The following is a 20,562-nucleotide window of genomic DNA, read 5'->3' on the forward strand; positions in this document are numbered from 1 at the left end:
CGGCGACCCACATCGCCGCGCAGGTGCCGACCAGAGACAGCGGCACGGTGACGCCGGCGGCGATGACCGGCGTCGCGCGGCGCAGAAACACATAGACGACCATCATCACCAGGATGATGGAGATCGCGAGGGTGCGCTGAATGTCGTGAATGCTGGCGCGAATGGTCTGAGTGCGATCGGACAGCACATCGATCTTGACGCCGCTCGGAATCCATTCCTGAAGCCGCGGCAGCAGCGCCTTAATCCGATCGACGGTTTCGATCACATTGGCGTTCGGCTGCTTGGTGACGATCAGCAGCACAGCGGGCTTGCCGTTGAACCAGCCGGCGGCGTTGCGGTTCTTCACGCCGAGTTCGACCGAGGCGACGTCGCCGAGCTTGACCACCGCGCCATTGTTGGCGGCGATGACGATGTTGCGATAATCCTCCGGCGTCGTGAGCTGATCGGTGGTCGCGAGCGTGATCTCGCGCGCGTCGCCGCTGAGCGCGCCGACGGCGGAATGGGCGTTGGCGGCGTTGAGGGCGTTGGCGACGGCGTCGACGCCGAGACCCATGGCGGCGAGCCGCGCGCTGTCGACCTGGACGCGGATGGCCGGCTGTTCGGCGCCGACGAGACGCGCTTCGCCAACGCCGGGAATCTGCGAAACGCGCTGCGCGATCACGGAATCGACCGCGTCGAAAACGGCGCTTGTCGGCAGGGTGTCGGAAGTCATCGCCAGCACGATCACGGGCATGCTGGACTGGCTCGCCTTCCGATAGATGGGCGCTCTGGGCAGATCCGACGGAAGATCGGTGGTGGAGGCGTTGATCGCCGCCTGAACGTCACGCGCCGCCGCGTCGAGCGGCCGCGAAATGTCGAACTGCGCCATGATCTGCGTCGACCCCAGCACATTCGTCGACGTCAGCTCGTTCAATCCGGCGATCGTCGACAGGCGCCGTTCGAGCGGCGCCGCGACCGACGACGCCATGGTCTGCGGAGCTGCGCCGGGCCGCAGCGCGGAGATGCCGATGACCGGAAAATCGACCGCCGGCAGGCTCGCCACCGGCAGGAAGAAATAGGCGACGGCGCCCAGCAGGAACAAGGCGCTTGCAAGCAGCGTCGTCGCGACCGGCCGCCTGATGAAGGGCGCTGAGACATTCACTCGGCGGCCTCCCGGGTTGCGCGATCGTGATCATCGGCGGCGGCGCGCAGCGCTTCAGGAAGCCGGATACGTCCCGTCGATCAGTAGAAATCCGCGGATAGCGGATGAACTCGTCTTCCGCCATTCACTGACGGCGCGGCCAATGAATGCCTGAATGGCATATAATATCCGGCGTGAAAGTCGCAATGACGTTAATGCCGACCGCGGCGCATACCGTAAGCGAAGCGCTTTGCAACGCCGCCTCGGCCAAAAATCGAAAAAATGTGGCTTGGGAAGAACTTGCACGCTTTTTACGGGTCCTGCGAAGATCGTTTTGTCACTGAATCTGGTTTTGACGTCTGACCGCGCCCAGCGGCGGGCAGACTTCTTCGAGCGGCTTGCGTTCGGCCGCGACGCCCCAGCACCATTCGATCGCCGCTGCGCAGAGCATGAGGAACGCGCCGAGCGCATAGCCGTCGAACACGCGCGATCGAACGCCGGTTTCGATCAGCATTCCAAGGATCCAAGGGCTCGCCACGCCGCCTATCAGCGTTCCGAAAGCGTAGAATGCGGCGATCGCCAGCGCGCGAATTTCGAGCGGAAAGATCTCGCTGACCGTGAGATAGGCGGAACTCGCCGCCGCTGAGGCGAAGAAAAAAACGAGCATCCATCCCGCGGTCTGTTGCGCCGCCGTCAGCACGCCCCATTGGAAGAGATATCCGACTCCGACGAGCAGCAGGCCGGAGATCGCGTAGGTCGCGCAGATCATCACCCGTCGCCCCAGAGTGTCAAAATATCTACCGAGCAGCAGCGGGCCGAGAAAATTTCCCGCCGCCAAGGCGAGCAGATGGCGCCCCACCCGATCGCCGTCCACGCCGTAGAAATTCGTTAAGACCAACGCATAGGTGAAGAAAATCGAATTATAGAGGAAGGCCTGAGAGGCCATCAACGCAACGCCAACGAATGTGCGCTGCGGATAGAGGCGGAACATCGCCCGACCAACATCGGCGATCGGCGTATAAGCGCGGGCGCGCAGCATCATCTTCGGCGCCGGCGGGACTTCGCGCTCGGCCGAACCATGACGAGACTCGGCCTCGATCTGCGCGACGATGTCCTCTGCTTCCGTCTCTCGCGCATGCAGAATCAACCAGCGCGGGCTCTCAGGAAGCCATCTGCGCATGAGCAGAATGATTAGCCCGAGCGCCGCGCCGATCAAAAACGCCAGGCGCCAGCCGAGGCGGGGATCAAACAGGGTCGGGTCGAGCAGGAAAAGCGACGCACCGGCGCCGAACGCCGCGCCGAGCCAAAAACTCCCATTGATAATGAGGTCAGTCCGTCCCCGCATGCGAGCGGGAATGAGCTCCTGGATCGCGGAATTGACGGCCGCATATTCGCCGCCGATCCCGCAACCGACAAAGAACCGAAAAAACGCGTAGCTGGCGCCGTTCCACGACGCCGCCGTCATCGCCGTGGCCGACAAATAGATCGCCAAAGTGACGAAGAATAACTTCTTGCGGCCGAGCCGGTCCGTGAGCCAGCCAAAATACGTCGCGCCGAGAACCGCTCCGCTCAAATAGGCGCTGCTCGCCAGCCCGATTTCCGTCGTCGTCAAGCCGAGACCGGCTTTTTGTTCGAGAATGCCGGCGACCGCGCCCGCCAAGGTCACCTCAAGACCATCGAGAATCCAGGTTATGCCGAGCGTCGCCACCACCAATGTGTGAAAGCGGCTCCAAGGGAGCGCGTCGAGCCGCGCCGGGACGTCGGTTTCGATGAGTTCGCCGTCATCGCGCTGCTGAGGCGGCGGTCCGGAAGAACGCGCGTTCACGGCGTCAGCGCCGTTGCGCGCGTTTGGATGGCGCGTCGTCGGAGAGGTCTGTTCGAATCGAAGAACATGCTCGCTTCCGTCGCTGATCGGGTGAAGCGCGGCTCAAAGGCCCGGATGGGCGACCCTTTCGCGCTCGCGCAGGTGTGACGCGTCAAGCAGCATTTTTGCGGCCCAGCCGTAGACGTTGTGGCGGCGCACGAGATCCCGCATGAGGCGCATCCGTTGCCGCTGCTCGCTCTGCGACATTCGCAACGCCTGATCGATGGCCCGCGCCATTTGGCCTGCGTCGTAAGGGTTGACGATGAGCGCCTCCGACAGCTCCCGCGACGCGCCCGCCAAGCCTGAAAGGATCAGCACGCCGAGCTCGTCGTCCCTCGACGCGACAAATTCTTTGGCGACGAGATTCATCCCGTCATGCAGGCTGGAGACGATGCACATGTCCGCAGCACGAAACAGTTCATACACTTCGTCCTGCTCATGATGGCGCACGACATGATGCACCGGCCGCCAATCGGACGTTTCGTATCGCGCATTGATCTCTTCGGCGAGGCGCGCCGCCTCGCTCTGCAGCTCGGCGTATGCGGCAAGCTTGCTCCGGGTCGGCGCCGCCGCCTGGATCAGCACGAACTTGCCGCACCATTCCGGATGTAGCGAAAGAAGCGTATCGACGGCTTTCATTCTGTCGATCACGCCCTTGGTGTAATCGAAGCGCTCGATGCCCACGGCGATTCGCATGTCTTCGGGAAGGCCGAATCGCTCGCGGACGGATCTTCGGCAATCTTCGATCGACGCCTGGCCGGCCAGCGCGCGCGGCGGCCATTCGATGGAAATCGGATAGGGACGAATCAGAGTCTCGCGCCCGCCGAGCGTGACCGAGCCGATTTCTCGGTCGATCCGGCTTTCCATGAACCGATCGACGGCTTCGATGAAATTGTTGCAATGGAATTGCGTATGAAATCCGAGAATCGTGCTCCCGAGCAGCCCGTCGATGATTTCTTCACGCCAAGGACAGATGCCGAAGGTTTCAGAATTCGGCCACGGGATATGCCAGAATGTGATGATCGTCGCCTTGGGCAGAAGCTTGCGAACCATGCGCGGCAGAAGCGCGAAATGATAGTCCTGGATCAGAATGATGGGGTCGTCGGCTGTCGCCTCTGACAAGACAACCTCTGCAAAGCGCTGATTGACGGCGATATACTGCCGCCAGTCCGCGTCGCGAAAATTGGGGCGGACGAAGGCGATGTGGCACAGCGGCCATAGTCCTTCGTTCGACAGGCCATAATAGTAGCCTTCCTGTTCCTCGTCGCTGAGCCAGATGCGTCGCAAACTATACTCGGGATGGTCAGGCGGAACGGCGACGCGATCGTGCTCGTCCACCGTGTCCCTGTCCGCGGAGCCGCTGCCATGCGCAATCCAGACGCCTCCGCAGGCGCGCATCACCGGCTCCAGCGCCGCGACGAGACCGCTCGCCGGAATCTGGACCGCCGGCTTTCCATCGACATAATTGTGAATATAGGGCTCCCGGTTCGAGACGATGATGACCTGCGCTCCCGGCAGCTCGTCGCGAAGGAGTTCGCTCAGCCTCGAGGGCGACCATTCGACATAAAGGCCCTCGGCGAAGGTGCGCTCGGTCCGAAGCGCATCGAGGAGCGCGTAGAAGTCTCGACCGATCGGAAATGACGGATTGGCTTGCCGGATGTGGGTGGTCTCGCCCTGGATCTGTGCGATGGCGCTCTGGAGAGACTGCCGCCATCCGCGCATGACCGCGCCCACCACGCCGATGGTGAGCAGCCCGAACGCCAGGCTGGCGCCGAGCAAAGCGAAAATCGTGTAGAGCCGCGCCTTCCCCGTTCGCTCGTCAAGGAACGACAGATCGTGAACGACAAGAAGGTGGCCGCTGGTCGCCCCGGTCCGCAACAATGTGGGGCTGACATGCACGCGCGAACCATCTTTCAAGACGAGATCGAATGCGTCGCCCTTCGCCTGCGCAATCGCGCTGCAGGTCACCTCATGGGGCATTGAGGACGTCGCGTAGAGCATCTGCCCCGCGTCCGAACAATAGCCGACCGCAAGCAGACGTTCGTCATCGGTGATGCGCTCGAGGAACGGAACGAGATCCGGGTTTGATTCCGAAAGATTCGCGACCACCTGATTCTTGATCGAGCGAACGATGAGTTGCGAACGCAGTTCGATGTCCTGCCGCAGCCATCCTTCGACCAGGAAGGAGGACAGCGGCGCAAGCCCGACGATCAGGATGAATGCCGCGCCGAACACCAGGCCGGCGGCTCGAACCGCCGGGTGGAGCGCCAGCTTGCGCAAGACCGCGCGCAGCCTTCTCCGCTCCACCGACAGGAGCGTATGAAAATTCCGCAATCGCCATTCCTGCTTCATTCCACGCTCCCCCATTGCTTGGATAAGCGCGTCGCTGCGACGATGAGTCCCGCCATCGAATAGGTTTGCGGAAAATTGCCCCACAAGACGCCGGTCATCGGATCGAGGTCTTCCGAGAGCAGGCCGACATGGTTCATGTGACTGAGGAGGTCCTCGAAAATCGTTCTCGCCTCCTCGACGCGCCCGATCGCGGCGAGCGCATCCACATGCCAGAACGTGCAGGCGATGAACGCGACCGACGGGACGCCGAAGTCGTCAGGGGCGGAGTATCGACGCAAATGACCGTTTTGCTGGAGCAGACGGCCGATTGTGTCGACCGTCGAAATAAACCGTTCATCCTGCGCAGAAACAATGCCGATTTCATGGAGAAGGAGCACGCTGGCGTCCAACTCCTCGCCATCCAGAGAGCCGGCAAAGCATTTGAGGTTCTCGTTCCACGCCCGGGCGAGAATCGTTTGCTGGAGTTCGTCGGCGGAATGGCGCCATTGAAGCGCACGGTCCGACAGGTCGAGCTTTGCCGCAATCCGCGACAGCCGGTCGCAGGCCACCCAACACATCGCCGCGGAATGCGTATGGACCCGCAAGCGTCCGCGATATTCCCATATTCCGGCGTCCGGCGTCAGCGCGTTGCTGAGCGCGCTCATGCCGAGCGGTTCGAGACTCAGGAAGAGCGACTTGTCGCCCTTGTTCGGCAAGCGCTCATCATAGAACATCTGTGACGCCGCAAGGATGACGCTGCCAAAGACGTCATGCTGGATCTGGTCGCGCGCGGCGTTTCCGACGCGCACCGGCCTGGCGCCGCCAAAACCGTGAAGGAAAGGCGCCTCCACCTCGTCCAATGGCGATTCAGGCACGATGGAATAGACGGGCTTGAGCGTTGGACCGCGTTCGTAAGCGATCACATTCGTAACGTAATCGATGAAGCGCTCCATCGTCGCGGTCGCGCCGACGCGGTTCAGCGCCTGGACCGTGTGGAACGCGTCTCTGATCCAGCAATAGCGGTAATCCCAGTTTCTCGAGCTGCCGGGCGCCTCCGGAATCGAGGTCGTCAACGCCGCAACGATCGCGCCCGTGTCCTCGAAGGAGCACAGTTGCAGGGTGATCGCCGCCCGAATGACCTGTTCCTGCCACTCCAACGGGACGTTGAGCGTGCGGACCCATTCCTGCCAGTGCAGAATGGTTTGCGCGCGGAAATTCTGCCCAACATGAGCAACAGAATCGGCCAAGGTTTCGTCCGAGTGTAGGATCAATGTGACCGGCCGCGACAGGACAAAGCCGGATTCGTTGACAATATAGGTCGCGGGCGCGTCCGAAGTGAGACGGATCGCGCTGTTCTCGAGGTCGTAGCGAACATGGTTGCTGCCCGAGAAACGCGCCGCGATTTTTTCGCCATAGCCGAGTCGCGGTCGGCAACTGATGCGAATTCGACAGAGACCTTCGATCGGTTCGATCCACCGCACGATCATCGGCGGCTTGAACATGCGTCCGTGATGGCGAAAGCGCGGCGCGAAATCGGTGATGGCGAAAGACGCGCCGGAGGCGGCGCGCACCACCGTGCGCACCATCGCTGTGTTGCGAACATAGGTTTGTTCCGTTCCGACCTCTGTTTCCTCGGCGAGTTCGATCGAAAAGAAACCGCCCTGCGACTCTTCGGCATCGAGGAGAGAACAGAACACGGGATCGCCGTCGATCCGAGGCCAGCACATCCAAACAATGGAGCCGCGCCGATCGAGCAGCGCCGCGATGCTGCTATTTCCAATCACGGCGAGATCGAGCGAGGGTCGTAGCGTCAAGACGTTTCTCCTTTTGCCAATTTTTCCAACCAGTTTCGTAGATCCGACGGTCCGGAGAAATTCGCCGAGTCGGCGGGAAAATATTCGCCGCCGACGCTGAGCCCGACCCCTCCCAGGCGATTCGCGGCCTCGATCGCCGTGACATCGGTCAGATCGTCGCCGATGGCCACGGGACAGCAATCCTCGAACTTGGGCAAGCTCAGAATGCGCTCCAGCGCGCCGCCCTTGGAAGCGCCTCTCGGAATGATTTCGAAGACCTTGCGCCCGCCCAAGACGACAAGGTCCTCGGGCCTGTCCGCGACGATGTCCTGCAGAGCGCGCCGAAGCGGAGACTCGACTTCCGGACACAAGCGATAGTGGACGGCGATGGATGTTCGTTTGACCTCGAGGGTCACGGACTCATACGGGCGTATCGCCTGCTGCGCCGCATCGATGATGCTGGACGCGATGGGAGGCGCGTCGAGGACGACGCTCTGGCTTGGATCGAGCCGCAGTTCTGCGCCATGCGCGCCAGCGGCGATGCAGCGGAACGGCGACAAGAACCGGTCGATGCTCGCAATCGGGCGTCCCGTCAGGATCGCGAGTCTGCCCTCGAGTCTCTCGGACACGAGCGCCAACAGCTCCGGCAATCCGGCGGGAACGTCAATTGCGTCTGGCGCGGCCGAGATATCAACCAAGGTTCCGTCAAAGTCGAGAAACAGCGCTATGTTTTTATTTCCTTCAAGCAGCTTTCGCGACACTTGAACGGCCTCCTGTCGATTGTTCGCCAGAGGTCCAGCCGCGCGCATTCGCGGAACCGCCCTCTCTGCGTCTTTTGAGCGCCTCGAGGCGCTCGAAGCGCCGTCTAATCCCTGGAGGATTTGCCGCGGCTGTTTCAGGCTTGCAACAGCGAAAACTGATACCGATTGATCGTTCCGTTGGGAAGTTCAGCGCCGGGCGGCCCACCCGGAGCGGAACGCGGGCCATCGGGTCGGAGCCGCCGAATTTGCGCGCCGAGGACGAGCGGGATCGCGGCCGGCCGCTTCATTGGACCCGTTGAATTGCTCGAACAGAACGTTCGGCTGAGCAAGGAGGGCCGGAGAAGACGAAAAAGCTTAGCACAAAAAAATGCTCAGGTCCGGCCTGCGCCGTCCCGAGCGCAGCGCACGAACCAAAAGGGCGCGCGCAACCGTAATATGCTTCAGACGCCGAACGCATCCCGGACGTCATGCTGCAGCCCCGCGACGCCGCAGCGCCGACGACGGCGTTAAGAGGGGTCGTTACGCGCCGCCTTGGCGTCAGGCGTAAACAAGTTGCGGCGCCGTGACGCGAAGGCCGATCGCGGCGCGCTCAACGCCCAACGCGATCATAGAGGTCGATAAAGTCCTGCGCGCAGAGAGTCATGATGACGTTGCTCTCATCGTCGAGCGCCTCGTAAAGCGCTCCGTTTCCGTAGACGATGAAGAGAATGATGGCGTCCTGATCGCCCCCGCCTTCGCGATGCGGCTCGTCCGATGCAGGCGATATGACGCAGGTCCCCACCGGTCGGACTTCCTTCAAACGCCCGTCCGCGTGATACAGGCGGTGTTCACCCTGAATGGTTATTGTCTTGTTCAACGTCAGATGGCGATGAAGAATGATTTTTTGGTTCGCGGAGAATTTGAGCATGACGTGCATGACGCCGTTTCCGTCGTCGACGTCCAGAACCGACAACCATAAATGATCGATGCCATCGATCTGCTTCCAGCGGATATTTCGTTCGTCAAAGGCGAATTCGGCCATAGCGCGGTTTCCTCCTTTTCCGGCTTTGTCCGAAGAGTTTGACGGTTCGCGCCGTCGCCCGTCGATGGCAAGATGCCCCGATGCGATTGGGGAATTTGCCCGACGCTGATCTCAGTCGCTGATCTGGCCGGCGATGCGATATTGGACCGACCGAACAGCTTCACGCGTCGAATGGCCCGTCATCGCACGCGCAACGCGACAGCTGCGATGATCGATGTCAGCGCGGCGCCGGCGACGTCAGGGCGCGCGGCGTTGAGCCGAGACGCCGCAACAGGGCGGCGAGGATCGGTTTCTGACCCTTGGCGATCTTGCGCGTGGCGTTTTCGATATCGAACCACTCTGCGCGATCCGCCTCCGGGAACTCTTCGAAACGAGCGGATTTCGGCGGCCACTCCATTCGGAACATATTACTCTTGAACGCGGCGAGGTCGAAATCGGCTTCAAGCGCCCACACGTCCAGTCGCTTGCCGCTCGGTTGGCGAAACGCGCCGAGATCGATGAGGGCGCCTTCGGGCGTCGTTCCGGTCTCCTCCAGAAATTCGCGTTTGGCGGCCGACAGCGGTTCCTCGCCTTCGCCAATCAGCCCCTTCGGGATCGACCAGGCGTCCTCGTCCTTATGCAGCCAATAAGGGCCTCCGGGATGGATCAGGAGAACCTCCGCCGAGCCATGGATGCGGCGAAACAGCAGAATTCCTGCGCTGCGCTTGGCCATTCAATTGTGTCGCGTCGCCACGAGACGTTTCTCCCGCCGTCCCGATCTTGCATCGTGAACGCCGACGCGCGCAATTGCAACGCTTCCATGGACCGATGCGCATGACTACGTTAGGACGCATGTTAGCGCCTGAGCGGACTGAGACGACGGCCGGCTCAGCCGCCGTTCAGCGATCGGACACCTCGATTGACCATAGCGTTCCCTGACAGCGCGACGCATGTAGAAATCGTCCACGAACTGGACAAGCGTCTGCGGTTGCGGCTTTTGGCCGATCCAGACGCGTTCGCGCAGACGGAACTTGCGCTGCGTCGTCTTCCGGGCGTCGCCGACGTTCGCGCCAATAAGGCCTGCGCGTCATTGACGCTGCTTTATGACGGACGGCCGGAGGTCCGCGACTCGATCCTCGCCGCCGCTGGCCGAACGCCCTCAGCCGCGGCCGACGCGTGGCGGCCACCGCCCGCCATCACGCCCAGACGCGTGATGCTCGCAAGCGGCGCAATCGCCGCCGCGCTGCTTCTGCCGCCCCCCCTCGCCGCAGCGATCACCTGGCTGAACGTCGCCGGCATTCTCGCGCGCGGCGTCGCCGCCGCGGCGCAAGGCAAGCTGACGACGGATGTCCTTGACGCGCTTGCGCTCGGTCTGCCGGCCGCGCGCTACGAATACGCCACCGCGAATGTGACGCGGTTTCTGCTCGCCCTGGCCGAGTATATCGAGGCGACCACCGTTCAGCAGTCGGACGAATTGCTGCGTTCGCTGCTGCGACAGGCGCCCGGCGATGTCTGGGTGGAACGTCCCGATGGCGAACTCGCGCGCATTCCCTTCACCGAACTCAGAGGCGGCGAACGCGTCGTCGTCGGAACTGGCGAGACCATTCCGATCGACGGGCGAGTGGTCGCCGGCGCCGCCTATGTCGATCAATCGACGGTGACCGGCGAAAGCCTTCCCGCGCCACGCAATGTCGGAGACGAGGCGCTCGCTGGCGGCGTTTTGACCGACGGTCGACTCGTGATCCAGGCTGAGCGCGTCGGTCAGGCCACAACGACCGGTCGGATCACGCGCTATATTCAGGAAGCGCTCGACCGCCCGGCCGACATCCAGACCGTGTCGAACGTCTTCGCCGATCGGCGCGTCGGCATTACGCTTGCCACGGCCGCCGGCGTCTTCGCTGTCACGCGCGACTGGCGGCGCATCGAATCCGTTTTCATGGTCGACTATTCCTGCGCCGTGAAGCTCGGCACGCCGATCGCGATCAAATCGGCAATGTATCGCGCCGCGCAGGAAGGCTGCCTGGTCAAGAGCGGAACGGCGATCGAAACGCTCGCCGGGGTCGATACGATCGTCTTCGACAAGACGGGCACTCTGACCCACAACATGCTCGAGGTCACGGACATCTGTCCGATCGACCCCGCCATCGACGAAGAGCGGGCTGCGGCGATGGTCGCTTCGCTCGGCGAACATACGACACACCCAATTGCGCGCGCCATCGTGCGCCTCGCGCAGGAGCGGCGTCTGGCTCATATCCCGCACGAGGAAGTGAATTTCATCGTCGGCCATGGCGTCGAGGCGCAGGTCGACGGACGCCACATTCGATTCGGCAGCCGCCATTATCTCGAAGACGACGAACACATTTCATTCGCCGACTTCCGGAAAATGGTCCGAGCGCTACAAGAGGAAGGGAAGTCGCTCCTTTATGTCGCGGCCGACGAGCGTCCGCTTGCGGTGTTCGCCCTGCGCGACCGATTGCGCCCGGAAAGCGCGAACACGCTCGAGCAATTGCGCCGCCTGGGCGTCAAACGGCTCGTCATGATCACGGGCGATCATCGCGCTCCCGCGCTGGCCTTCGGGGAGACGCTCGGAATTGACGCGGTGCATTATGAACAGCGCCCGGAAGACAAGGCGACCATCATCGCGGCGCTCAAACAGGAGGGTCGGCGCGTCGCTTATATCGGCGACGGCGTGAACGACGGTCCCGCGTTGATGGCGGCGGACGTCGGCATCTCCATGCCGCGCGCCGCAGACATTGCGCGCGCCACCGCCGACATTGTTTTGCTGGAGGACAGGCTCGATTCCGTCGCCGCCATGCTCGCCATCGCCCAGCAGGGGATGCGTCTCATCCATTCGAACTTCCAGGTTGCGGTTGGCGTGAATTCGGCGATTCTGGCCGCCGCCGCGCTGGGACGGCTTTCCCCGCTCGCCGCCGCCACGCTGCATAATGGGACGACGATCGCCGTGCTGATTCGCGCGCTTCTGAGCGGGCGCGCCGCCGCGCCCGTCACAGGGAAAAAATCGAGCGGCGCCGGCGCTCTCGAGCATAGCTGAGCGCGGCCGAAGAGTGGTCGATAGGCGTGACTGAAGTTTACCCTAAACGGTCCCGCAACGCGTCATAGAGCGGCCGGTCATTGAGTTGCGTCGGGATCAGCATCGCCGTGAAAGAGGCGGCCAACATGGGCAGGAGAAGAGTCGCATTGCCGGTCATCTCCGTCACCAGCACCAGCCCCGTCAGCGGCGCCCGAACGACGCCGGTAAAAAATGCGGCCATGCCGACCGCCGCAAAGGCGTGCGGCTGAATCGGCAGACCGGGAAAGATCAATCCGCACAGAGTCCCGAAAATAAGCCCCAGTTGCGCGCCCAACGTCAAGAGCGGCGCGAACAGGCCGCCGGGCGTTCCGGTCGAATATGAAAGCGCACCGAACCAGAATCTCAGCTGAAAAAGAAACGGCAGGAGAAGAAGGTTTTCAGAATTGAGAAGCGCGCGCTGCGTAAGATTGTCTCCACCGCCGACTGATGCGGGCGCCATCCACGCCAGAACGCCCGTCGCGGCGCCGACCAGGGCGGCGCATGTCTCTTTCGGAAGGCTGCGCACGGCGCGCATCAGATCAGCCGCAGCAAGCGTCGCGAGCACCGCCTTGTTGTAGGCGACGGCCAAGACTCCGCAGACCACGCCCAGCACGAAGAAAAGGGGACCGATCTCCGGCGCCGGATAGGCCACCGGCGGCAGCACGAAATCAGGCGAGTCGCCAAGCAGCAGATGGGCGATGGCGATCGCCGTCGAGGACGCCGCCAACGCTGCGATCGCGATCCTCGATTCGAATTTCTGAACCACCTCCTCGAGCACGAACACAGCGCCGGCCATTGGCGCATCGAAAGCGGTCGCGAGACCCGCGCCCGCGCCTGCCGCGAGCAAGACCCGGCAGTCCGCCCAACCGCGCAAGAAGACGCGGCCGCAAAGATGCCCGAGAACAGCGCCCATCTGGACGCTCGGGCCTTCGCGGCCAAGCGCCAGGCCGAAACCAATCGCCAAGCATCCGCCAACAAACTTCACCGGCAGGAGGATGAATGGCGCGGGCGACGCCTGACCACGCAGGACCGCCTCCACATGCGGAATCCCGCTTCCCGACGCGTAGGGCGAAAACCTCCGCACCAGCCAGGCCGCGACGACAGCGGCTGAAGCGCAAGCGCCAACCAGCACGAGGAAGCCGACGACCGAGTGGCCATGCGCCCAGTCGACGGCGGCGGCGCGAAGCGCGTCCGTGCGTTGCAGCGCCAACCGGAAAGCCGCGCAGACAGAGCCCGATGCGGCGCCGACAAAAAGCGCCAGCGCCGCAAGAGCCGTCAGGCTGCCTTCTGAAGACGTCGAATGCGTCGCGCTGGCTTCACAACGGTCGCGGTCGGTCGTCATGCTTGCGGTTCGCTCCCTCCAAGCGCCCAGACGAACGCGTATGCGGCGCTCAGTCCGACTTCCCGGCGCAGCGCCCGCTGACTCTTTGAGGATGCGCCGCCCGCATATTCTGCAACTCGGCTGCGAGCAGGCTCGCACGCAACCAGATCGCGCATGGGACCGGCTAGAATCAGCCCGGTTGTGGTCCGCTGTCAGGACGCGACAGTCCTGAGACTCGCGCCTTCCGGGTCCGGACCGTCGACCAATAGACCTGTGTCTCGGTGTCGAGGTCAGCTTCTCGATCACGCGGTTTACCCGCCAACGCCGGCTGACACAAGGCGACCGAGATCTGCGTGCGCGCGCCAAAGAAAGCGAACGCGCCGAGACGCGCCGCGTCGCGGCATGCGCCGGCGCCCTCTCCACATCCCGCTCGACTGAATCCGCCGGCGCAGATCCGCGCAAATATTGGCGCGGTTTCGCAAGTCCACGCATGGGCGACGGCTTGTTCATATTCAGGGCTTATTGCTCGAGCCGATACGAGGGGCGCTGCGCTCACGCGGGGAGCCGGCGCCGATGATGCTGATTTCGGAGGTGGCGTTCAATGGACGAATGGGTTGCGCATATTGCGAGGTCGGTCGACATTGAACCCGGCGTCGCAAGACTCGCCGTCGGTCACGTTTTTGGCTTTCTCCAAAAGCGCCATCCAGACGGCCCCGCCGACGAGCTAATCGAAAAAATCCCCGGCGCCGAGGACGCAATCAGAGACGCCGCCGCCGCGCCCCGACGCGGTCTGCTTGGCGGCATGCTCGGAGGAGTCGGCGGGCTGGTCGGCGGCCCCAAGGGCGAGGTCCTTGCGCTGACGTCTCGCTTGACGAGCCTCGGACTTTCTCCCGATCAGCTTCAGCGACTGGCCCGAGAGATATTTGGCGGCGCGGAGCTGGTAATCGGCAGAGAAAAGCTGCGAGTCATGACCGATTCCATTCCCGGCCTGTCGCAATTTCTATGGCCGAAGGCCTGAATCAAGCGTTTTACCCAATTTTGAGACGCGCGAATTCCAGTCGACGAGAGTCGCGCCCACGCACAGGCCGCACGCCGACGCCGCGAATGAAGCCGGTTTGCGCGCCGGCGGTGAAACGACCTCTGGCTCTCATGACGAAGGCGGGATTCGGATTATGAACGTCGCGCCATCTCCGGCGCGACACGCTCAACGCGCACCTTTTGCGCAAGTCGCCGAATTTCCGAGCAGGCGCCCACGCGTTCATCAAGATGATCCACTTATTAACCAAATGTTCGTGCGCACGCGCCGACGCGTCCACCCGAACAGACGCCTCAAACCCTTCCCGGCGTCCAGGATTGCGGAACCACCCTGCCCTCGCTTTCCTTGAATGTATACGCATCAACAAAATATTCAGACGTGAAATTGGTCGCATGCAAGATAGATCAGCCACATATAAATATTTTCTTTGTGCAAAACGGACAGATTTCGTCAGACCTCGAGAATTAATTCGTTTTGCTCAAGCGACTTCCGCGCCGGCAACCATGAGTTTTTTGGGTCTTGCAGGATCTATGCTTGTAAGACGACCGCGTTCGATAAGTTTGATCGCCATAGCTCGGCGGATTTTGTTCCCGGATCATATCCTCCAAAACCACGGTGCCAATCGGCCCCATATCCCCTTGAGCCAAAAGAGAACTTGGGCTCAGAGCCGCCAACGAGACAAAGGCGGCCGTGATGAGGTTAAGTCCACGAAACATCATGATTATTCCCCATTTGCTTGGCTAGAGCGCTTGAGCTCACTAGCTATGCATCGAAGCTGGATTGAATACAAGAAGACTCTTCGACATTCATCTAAAGTTCATAATTCGGAAACGTTCCATAATTCTCGTTTGCATTCGAATTCCTATGTCGAACCTTCAATACCTCAACATTATCCACATCCCTCGGACGAACGGTTTTCCCAGGAATAAATCAAAAATACCGACGATTTTTCGGGCATTTAACTGCTGTACATCGCATTGCAACATAATGTTGCACTTTCGCCACAGTTGTTACTGAATCTGGTTATCAGGACATTTCGTGGGTGGACGGACGACTGTCGTTGGACAACTCTGCGCCGCGATGATCGGCGCGCTGATCGTCTTCATTAGAAAATGACTAGAAGGATCCTCCCATGAAAAAGCTTCCCCTTGTGGCGCTCGCCACAGTGTTGGCTGCTCCGGCCTTCGCTGATCCTGTTGGAGCGAACGTCGGCATCAACACGTCCGTCTCCCAGGGCGTGAACGTCGGCAGCGTCACCAACCTCGGCCTCAACAACGTCGGCGTGGTCAACCAGAACGTCGGCCTCGGCGGCGGCGTCATTCTGGCACCGAGCGCGTTCGATCAGACCTTCGCCGACTTCAACATGAACACGCACGCCTTCAGCGTCGGCAGCATCGTCGACTCGGGCAATGGCGGCGAGGGCGGCGAAGTCAACGTCGTTGCGGTCAGCGCGGCGGTCGCGCTGTCGGGCAATGAGGCCGACCAGGGCGGTCTCGCCGGCGGTCTCGCGATTCCGGTCGCTCTCTCGGCTCAGGGCACTGCGCTGCAGGACACGGCACCCGGCAATTTCCTTCCGGTTAACGTCGGCGTCGGCGTCGGCGACAACACCACTTCCTCGACCGCGACGGTCGGCACGGTTCAGGCCAATCTGTCCTCGCAGCGTTCGGCTTCGCTCGCCGGTTCCAGCCAGGAAGGCATCGGCAACGGCATCAACGCCAGCGGCGGCAATGGTCAGGCCTTCATGATCACCGTCGGCTCCAACAACACCAGCATCGACAACACGTCGGTGTCGAAGATCGAAGTCGACACCAACATCAATGTCGCTGACCGTGGCGGCGTCGCTGGCGGCCTTCGCATCGATGACTCCTTCAATCCGTTGATCATCAAGGATTCGCTGAACGACAACGCCGTGGCGTTTGACGACGCTGTGGCGGTTGCGGCGAGCCACAACGCCATCGGAAGCGGCAATGGCGGTCAGGGTGGCCCCGGCGGCTTCCCGGGCGGCGGCGGCGGCGGCGGCGGCAATGGCGGCGGCGGCGTTCCGTAATCATCCCCGTATTTGCTAACTTCGAGGGCGGCGTAAGCAGCATGCGTTTCAAAGGATCAGTCCAGTGAAGCCAATCCTGCACGCCGCCCTCGTCGCCCTCGTCGCCTTCTCCGCATCTGCGTCGCCTGCCGACGCCAAGAGCCGCAGGCAGAGACGGCCTGTAGCGGTCGTTGCGGAGGATAGCTCGCCGGCATGTCTCGGCGGCTATTTGGCGCAGACGGAAGCCCAAGACTATCTCAGAGACGACATCTGGGTTTTGGAGCCGGTTCCTGGTAGCGACAATCGTCCCTATCGCTTCAATTGTCAGGAACCGGTGTTTCTGAGGCGCTAGTTCTCAGGGTTTTTTCGTTTCGCTTGGTCATCATAATTCGAAAGCTGGGAAGAGAAGATGTCGCGAACCTCGCTTTTAGCCGCAGTCTTCCTCCTGAGCGCTATCGGCTCAGCCTTCGCGCAGGTCGCGACGCAAAGCTCGCCCTTCAATTTCGCGATGGGATTCTCCGGCGGATCGCAATCGGCCATCGACCTCTCGCAGACCGGACTCGTCAATGTCTATTACGGCGTTCAGGATTCCAATCAGGCGAATCAAGCGGTGATCGCCCAAACGGGGTTGAACAATTATTCGCAGATGCAACAGGTCGGCCAGTCGACGGGCGAATACAGCAATATCCCGAACCTTCCCAATGTCGCGCTGGGCTATGGCGGACAGAATTATGCGGCCGTAACGCAGAACGGCGTCGAGAACAATTCGCAGATCACGCAATTGGGCGGGACGAATGTCGCCGCCGTCGCGCAAAACTCCACTGTCGGCAACGGCGGGACGCCCCGGGTGCTGACGCCGACGAATGGTCCGCTCTATCAGTCCTATCAAACCCCGGAAGGGTACCTCTCGCTTTTTACGACGGACAGCATGAGCCTGGCGATCTGGACCCCGCCAGGTCTTACGGCGACGACCAGCTTCGGACGCATGCACTGACGACGAACCTTTGACTGGATTGTCTAAAGGACTGGCTCCGTGAGAACGCGAACACAAATCGTCGCATCATTCGCATACGCCGCCGCAATGGCGGGCGCGTCGAATGCGCTCGCGCAGCCGGCGAGCTTCGACAAGGGCGTGGACGCTTCAATCCTGGAAGCCGAGCGCGCGATCCAGGAGCTCAACGCCGCGTCAAAAGCCCGCGCGAAAGAGAAACGTCCTGCAGTTCAGCCGGTGGTGAAGGCGGTCCGGCCCGTGGTGAGAGTCAGGGCGCCCTGCAATCTGAACGGCAACACGCAGTTCTTCCAAATTCCCTATGTGGGCTTCTGCGGCGCGATCCACGGCTCCTTTACCGGCTTCATCGGCAAGGATTTCGCGACTGAAGACATCGCATTCACGACGCAGCGGCTTCCTGCATACAGATTCGGCTGGAACGGCGTCGGATTAAACGCCGCCGTGCCGATGCTGTACTATTGGAAAAATCCGCTCGTCCGCAACACCACGTCCGGCGCTTATGTCGGCACCTACAGCATGGTGAATTTTCTGGCGTTCCGAAATACGGATTACGGAACGATCTCGATGTTCATCAACGCAGGCGTGTTCGCCAGAACGGCAAAAAACTATCAGGGCGAAACGCGCATCACGCTCAACCAGGTCTACGGAAATTATTGGAGAGGCGCTTTCGACCAGGCCTGGGTCCAATTCGGCGGGCTGCGAGTCGGACTTCAACCCTCGCTCTTCAGCTTCAGTCGCACCGGCTACACCTTCATGCCCGGCTATGCGTCCTATCTGACGACGCCGGCGGTTTCCTACACGCATAGGTTCGACAATCTCGACCTCCTGCCGGGCATTCTTCCGCGCCTCGGCGCGTCGGTCAGCGTATCGGCTGAAGATCCGACGCTGAGACGTTATCCTGACGGCGTTCTCTCGAGATATCCCACCGGCAGGGGATATCCCGACTTCGTCGGGCAAGTGCGCGTCGGCGCGCCGGCCTTCGTCATCCACGCGTCCGGCGCGATGCATGAAATCAGAGACGTCGCCGCCAACGCATACAATCCCTTCATGCCGAAAAACTCCGCTTGGGGCTGGGCTGCGGAGCTCGCCGGCGAATATCGCTGGAAGTGGAGCGGCCTGATCGGTCCTCTCGGCGGCGAGATGTACGGTAAGGCGATGCTGTCGGCGAGCGCGGCGCAAGGCGCGCTCGCATATCTCGGCATCCCCTATATGTCGATCGACTATGTGAGCAGCTCGACAGGAACGATCCAGAGAAGCACTGGCCAGTCCATTATGGGCTCCTACGAACATCTTTGGACTCCTGTGTTCAAGACCTCGATCACGGGCGCCGCGTTCCAGGCCTTTATGGGTTCGACGCCGGAGCTTCTTGGCTTTGGCAACGTCGCCTTCGGCTTCAATACGCAGGTGCGAGGCCAACGCGTCGTCGGCAACGCGGAATATTGGGCCGGCCAGGGATGGGCTTTGGGGCTTGAGGGCGGCTGGACCTGGAGTCAGGCCAATGGCCAATATCTCGGCGGACGCGGATTGCCGGTGTCCGTCAATTTCCCCAACGTCCTCGCATATATGCGAAAGGCGTTTTGATGACGCAGAAGACCTGTGGCGTTTCGGCCACGACGAGCAAACTATCGCGGCGCGTCAGCGCGAATCTGTCGACGGCAGAGCGTCGCAAAGCTAGTGTGAACGTAAGCAGCGCCAAATACTGAAGGCCAACATCCAGGGAAACAGAGCCATGAAAAAGCTGATCGCAACGCTCTCCTTCTGCACGCTGGCGGCCGGCTCGGCCATGGCGGACGGAGCCTATCAAAACCAAAATCAGAATCAGAATCAGGCCCAAGCCTACGGCAACAACTATTCGACGGTTACGCAGATCGGCGTCAACAATACCGCTGGCGTCGTTCAAAATGGCTCGGTCAGCGGAAGTGTCGTCGATCTTGGCTCGGGCAACCAGAATCAGAGCAATGTGAACATCGACAAGCAAGCCTTCGCCATCGGCAGCGTCATCGACAGCGAGGGCGCGACGATCAGCAAGACCGGCTCGGACAACGTCTCCATTTCCAACGATTCGCAGGCGTCAATCGTCACGCCGATCCAGTAATCGGACGACGACGAAAGACAGCCACAAATGAAAACCCCAGCCGCAAGGCTGGGGTTTATTTTTTGTCGCAGCCGCTGATGGCGTGCGCGCCTACTGCGGCTGATATTTGCCTGCTCTAAAGAGCCCGGACTGCGCCTGCCCGTCGGGCAAGGTCATCGTTCCCTGTCCGTCCGGCTCGCCATTTTGGAATTCCCCGCGATACGAGGCGCCGTTCGGCAGAACGAGGATGCCCTTGCCGTGCGGCCGTCCATCACGGAATTCGCCGACATATTTCTTGCCGTCGGGGAATCGGTAAACGCCCTTGCCAATGATCCGGCCATTGACGAATTCGCCGCTGTAACTTTCGCCATTGGCGATCGTGTATGTGCCCTTGCCGTGGCGGACGCCATTGCGGAACTCGCCGACATATTGGCCGCCGGCCGCGAAGGTGATCGTCCCACGACCCGTGGCTTTTCCGTCGCGGAATTCACCGGCGTAAACATCGCCGTTCGGGAATTTGAGCCCGCCGACGCAACGCTTCCAAGGCGTCGCCATGCTGACGTCGCAAGGCGGCAGAGCGTTCTTCGGCCCGTTCTGTGCGGCTTGCGCGGGGCTGGTTTTCGGCTTTACGACGAGATCGCCGTTGACGAAGTTCCCGGAGAATTTCTTGCCGTCCGGCATCGTGACGGCGCCCTTGCCATGCGGGACGTCGTCCTTGAACTGGCCGACATAGATCTTTCCATCAGCGGCGACCAGTTTGCCCTGCCCGCTTTTCTTTCCGTCCTTAAAACTGCCGGTATAAGACTCGCCGTCGGGATGGGTGATCGTCCCTTTGCCGTTCGGCGCGCCATTGCGGAACTGACCTTCGTATTTCTTGCCGTCGGTGAAAACGAGCGCGCCCTTGCCATTGGCCTTGCCGCCCTTCATTTCGCCGATGTAGCGATTGCCGTCAGGCGCCGCTATGACGCCGAAGCATTGTTTCGAGATGTTTTCTTCCGTGCATGTGGGAAGTTTGCTTGCCGCCGAGGCGGAGAGCGGCGCGCCGAACGCGCCCGCACAAAGCGAAACCACGAATATGCCGCGGCGGAATCTCGAAACTGAGGCGTGAGGCATGACGAAAAACCCTGCGCGTGTGAGGCGACGAAACCCGCCAGCTT

At 61.7% G+C, this 20,562-nt stretch carries 15 protein-coding genes; 6 read left to right on the forward strand and 9 right to left on the reverse strand.

Features of this window, described 5'->3' with window-relative positions; all coding sequences use genetic code 11:
- From AB7F41_RS11965 to AB7F41_RS11995, 7 genes are all read right to left on the reverse strand, one after another.
- On the reverse strand, nt 1-1,141 hold a 1,141-nt coding region (locus AB7F41_RS11965; RefSeq protein ID WP_428383374.1), incomplete at its 3' end, for an efflux RND transporter permease subunit.
- A 316-nt stretch (nt 1,142-1,457) separates the two neighbouring features.
- Nucleotides 1,458-2,945 carry an MFS transporter gene (locus tag AB7F41_RS11970; protein WP_428383372.1) on the reverse strand — a complete coding sequence of 496 codons (1,488 nt, stop codon included), beginning with the start codon at nt 2,943-2,945 and terminating at the stop codon, nt 1,458-1,460.
- Between the two features lie 102 nt (nt 2,946-3,047).
- Entirely contained in the window at nt 3,048-5,336 is a 2,289-nt protein-coding gene (locus tag AB7F41_RS11975; RefSeq protein ID WP_428383370.1) for an alpha,alpha-trehalose-phosphate synthase (UDP-forming), read from the reverse strand.
- The gene (locus AB7F41_RS11980; RefSeq protein ID WP_428383368.1) at nt 5,333-7,129 is read right to left on the reverse strand and encodes a glycoside hydrolase family 15 protein; all 1,797 of its coding nucleotides are present in this window, start codon (nt 7,127-7,129) and stop codon (nt 5,333-5,335) included. Before AB7F41_RS11980 ends, AB7F41_RS11975 begins: the two co-directional genes overlap by 4 nt.
- Entirely contained in the window at nt 7,126-7,917 is a 792-nt protein-coding gene (gene otsB / locus AB7F41_RS11985) for a trehalose-phosphatase (RefSeq protein WP_428383366.1), read from the reverse strand. The genes AB7F41_RS11980 and otsB overlap by 4 nt, the downstream gene beginning before the upstream one ends.
- 541 nt (nt 7,918-8,458) lie before the next feature.
- The gene (locus AB7F41_RS11990) at nt 8,459-8,890 is read right to left on the reverse strand and encodes a regulator (protein WP_428383364.1); all 432 of its coding nucleotides are present in this window, start codon (nt 8,888-8,890) and stop codon (nt 8,459-8,461) included.
- Nucleotides 8,891-9,107: 217 nt separating this feature from the next.
- Complete coding sequence (locus AB7F41_RS11995; protein ID WP_428383362.1) at nt 9,108-9,602, reverse strand: NUDIX domain-containing protein; 495 nt, start codon at nt 9,600-9,602, stop codon at nt 9,108-9,110.
- Nucleotides 9,603-9,788: 186 nt separating this feature from the next.
- On the opposite strand from AB7F41_RS11995, the gene AB7F41_RS12000 reads away from it, so the two are divergent.
- On the forward strand, nt 9,789-11,921 hold the full coding sequence (locus AB7F41_RS12000; RefSeq protein ID WP_428383360.1) for a heavy metal translocating P-type ATPase: 2,133 nt from the start codon (nt 9,789-9,791) through the stop codon (nt 11,919-11,921).
- Nucleotides 11,922-11,958: 37 nt separating this feature from the next.
- Here the strand turns inward: AB7F41_RS12000 and clcA are convergent, their stop codons facing one another.
- The gene (gene clcA / locus AB7F41_RS12005; protein WP_428383358.1) at nt 11,959-13,281 is read right to left on the reverse strand and encodes a H(+)/Cl(-) exchange transporter ClcA; all 1,323 of its coding nucleotides are present in this window, start codon (nt 13,279-13,281) and stop codon (nt 11,959-11,961) included.
- Between the two features lie 580 nt (nt 13,282-13,861).
- Here clcA and AB7F41_RS12010 point away from each other — a divergent pair.
- From AB7F41_RS12010 to AB7F41_RS12030, 5 genes are all read left to right on the forward strand, one after another.
- Nucleotides 13,862-14,278, forward strand: coding sequence for a DUF2267 domain-containing protein (locus tag AB7F41_RS12010; protein WP_428383357.1), 417 nt, complete (start codon nt 13,862-13,864; stop codon nt 14,276-14,278).
- A gap of 1,150 nt (nt 14,279-15,428) precedes the next feature.
- On the forward strand, nt 15,429-16,343 hold the full coding sequence (locus AB7F41_RS12015) for a hypothetical protein (protein WP_428383355.1): 915 nt from the start codon (nt 15,429-15,431) through the stop codon (nt 16,341-16,343).
- 388 nt (nt 16,344-16,731) lie between these two features.
- Nucleotides 16,732-17,316, forward strand: a complete 585-nt coding sequence (locus AB7F41_RS12020; protein ID WP_428383354.1) for a hypothetical protein — start codon at nt 16,732-16,734, stop codon at nt 17,314-17,316.
- Between the two features lie 39 nt (nt 17,317-17,355).
- Nucleotides 17,356-18,912, forward strand: coding sequence for a porin (locus tag AB7F41_RS12025; protein ID WP_428383352.1), 1,557 nt, complete (start codon nt 17,356-17,358; stop codon nt 18,910-18,912).
- 148 nt (nt 18,913-19,060) lie between these two features.
- Nucleotides 19,061-19,426 (forward strand): hypothetical protein, encoded by a 366-nt coding sequence (locus AB7F41_RS12030; RefSeq protein WP_428383350.1) that lies wholly within the window; start codon nt 19,061-19,063, stop codon nt 19,424-19,426.
- A 90-nt stretch (nt 19,427-19,516) separates the two neighbouring features.
- Here AB7F41_RS12030 and AB7F41_RS12035 read toward each other — a convergent pair whose 3' ends face one another.
- Nucleotides 19,517-20,476: an MORN repeat-containing protein gene (locus tag AB7F41_RS12035; RefSeq protein ID WP_428383348.1), complete on the reverse strand. Its 960-nt coding sequence runs from the start codon at nt 20,474-20,476 to the stop codon at nt 19,517-19,519.
- Nucleotides 20,477-20,562: the final 86 nt, after the last annotated feature.

Source organism: Methylocystis sp. (assembly GCF_050251305.1).
Classification (GTDB): domain Bacteria; phylum Pseudomonadota; class Alphaproteobacteria; order Rhizobiales; family Beijerinckiaceae; genus Methylocystis.

Excerpts from the sequence above, each read along its gene's own strand:
- AB7F41_RS11975 (WP_428383370.1), bottom strand. The coding sequence starts at position 5,336 with ATGAAGCAGGAATGGCGATTGCGGAATTTTCATACGCTCCTGTCGGTG.
- otsB (WP_428383366.1), bottom strand. The coding sequence starts at position 7,917 with ATGCGCGCGGCTGGACCTCTGGCGAACAATCGACAGGAGGCCGTTCAA.
- AB7F41_RS11990 (WP_428383364.1), bottom strand. The coding sequence starts at position 8,890 with ATGGCCGAATTCGCCTTTGACGAACGAAATATCCGCTGGAAGCAGATC.
- AB7F41_RS11995 (WP_428383362.1), bottom strand. The coding sequence starts at position 9,602 with ATGGCCAAGCGCAGCGCAGGAATTCTGCTGTTTCGCCGCATCCATGGC.
- clcA (WP_428383358.1), bottom strand. The coding sequence starts at position 13,281 with ATGACGACCGACCGCGACCGTTGTGAAGCCAGCGCGACGCATTCGACG.
- AB7F41_RS12010 (WP_428383357.1), top strand. The coding sequence starts at position 13,862 with ATGGACGAATGGGTTGCGCATATTGCGAGGTCGGTCGACATTGAACCC.
- AB7F41_RS12015 (WP_428383355.1), top strand. The coding sequence starts at position 15,429 with ATGAAAAAGCTTCCCCTTGTGGCGCTCGCCACAGTGTTGGCTGCTCCG.
- AB7F41_RS12020 (WP_428383354.1), top strand. The coding sequence starts at position 16,732 with ATGTCGCGAACCTCGCTTTTAGCCGCAGTCTTCCTCCTGAGCGCTATC.
- AB7F41_RS12030 (WP_428383350.1), top strand. The coding sequence starts at position 19,061 with ATGAAAAAGCTGATCGCAACGCTCTCCTTCTGCACGCTGGCGGCCGGC.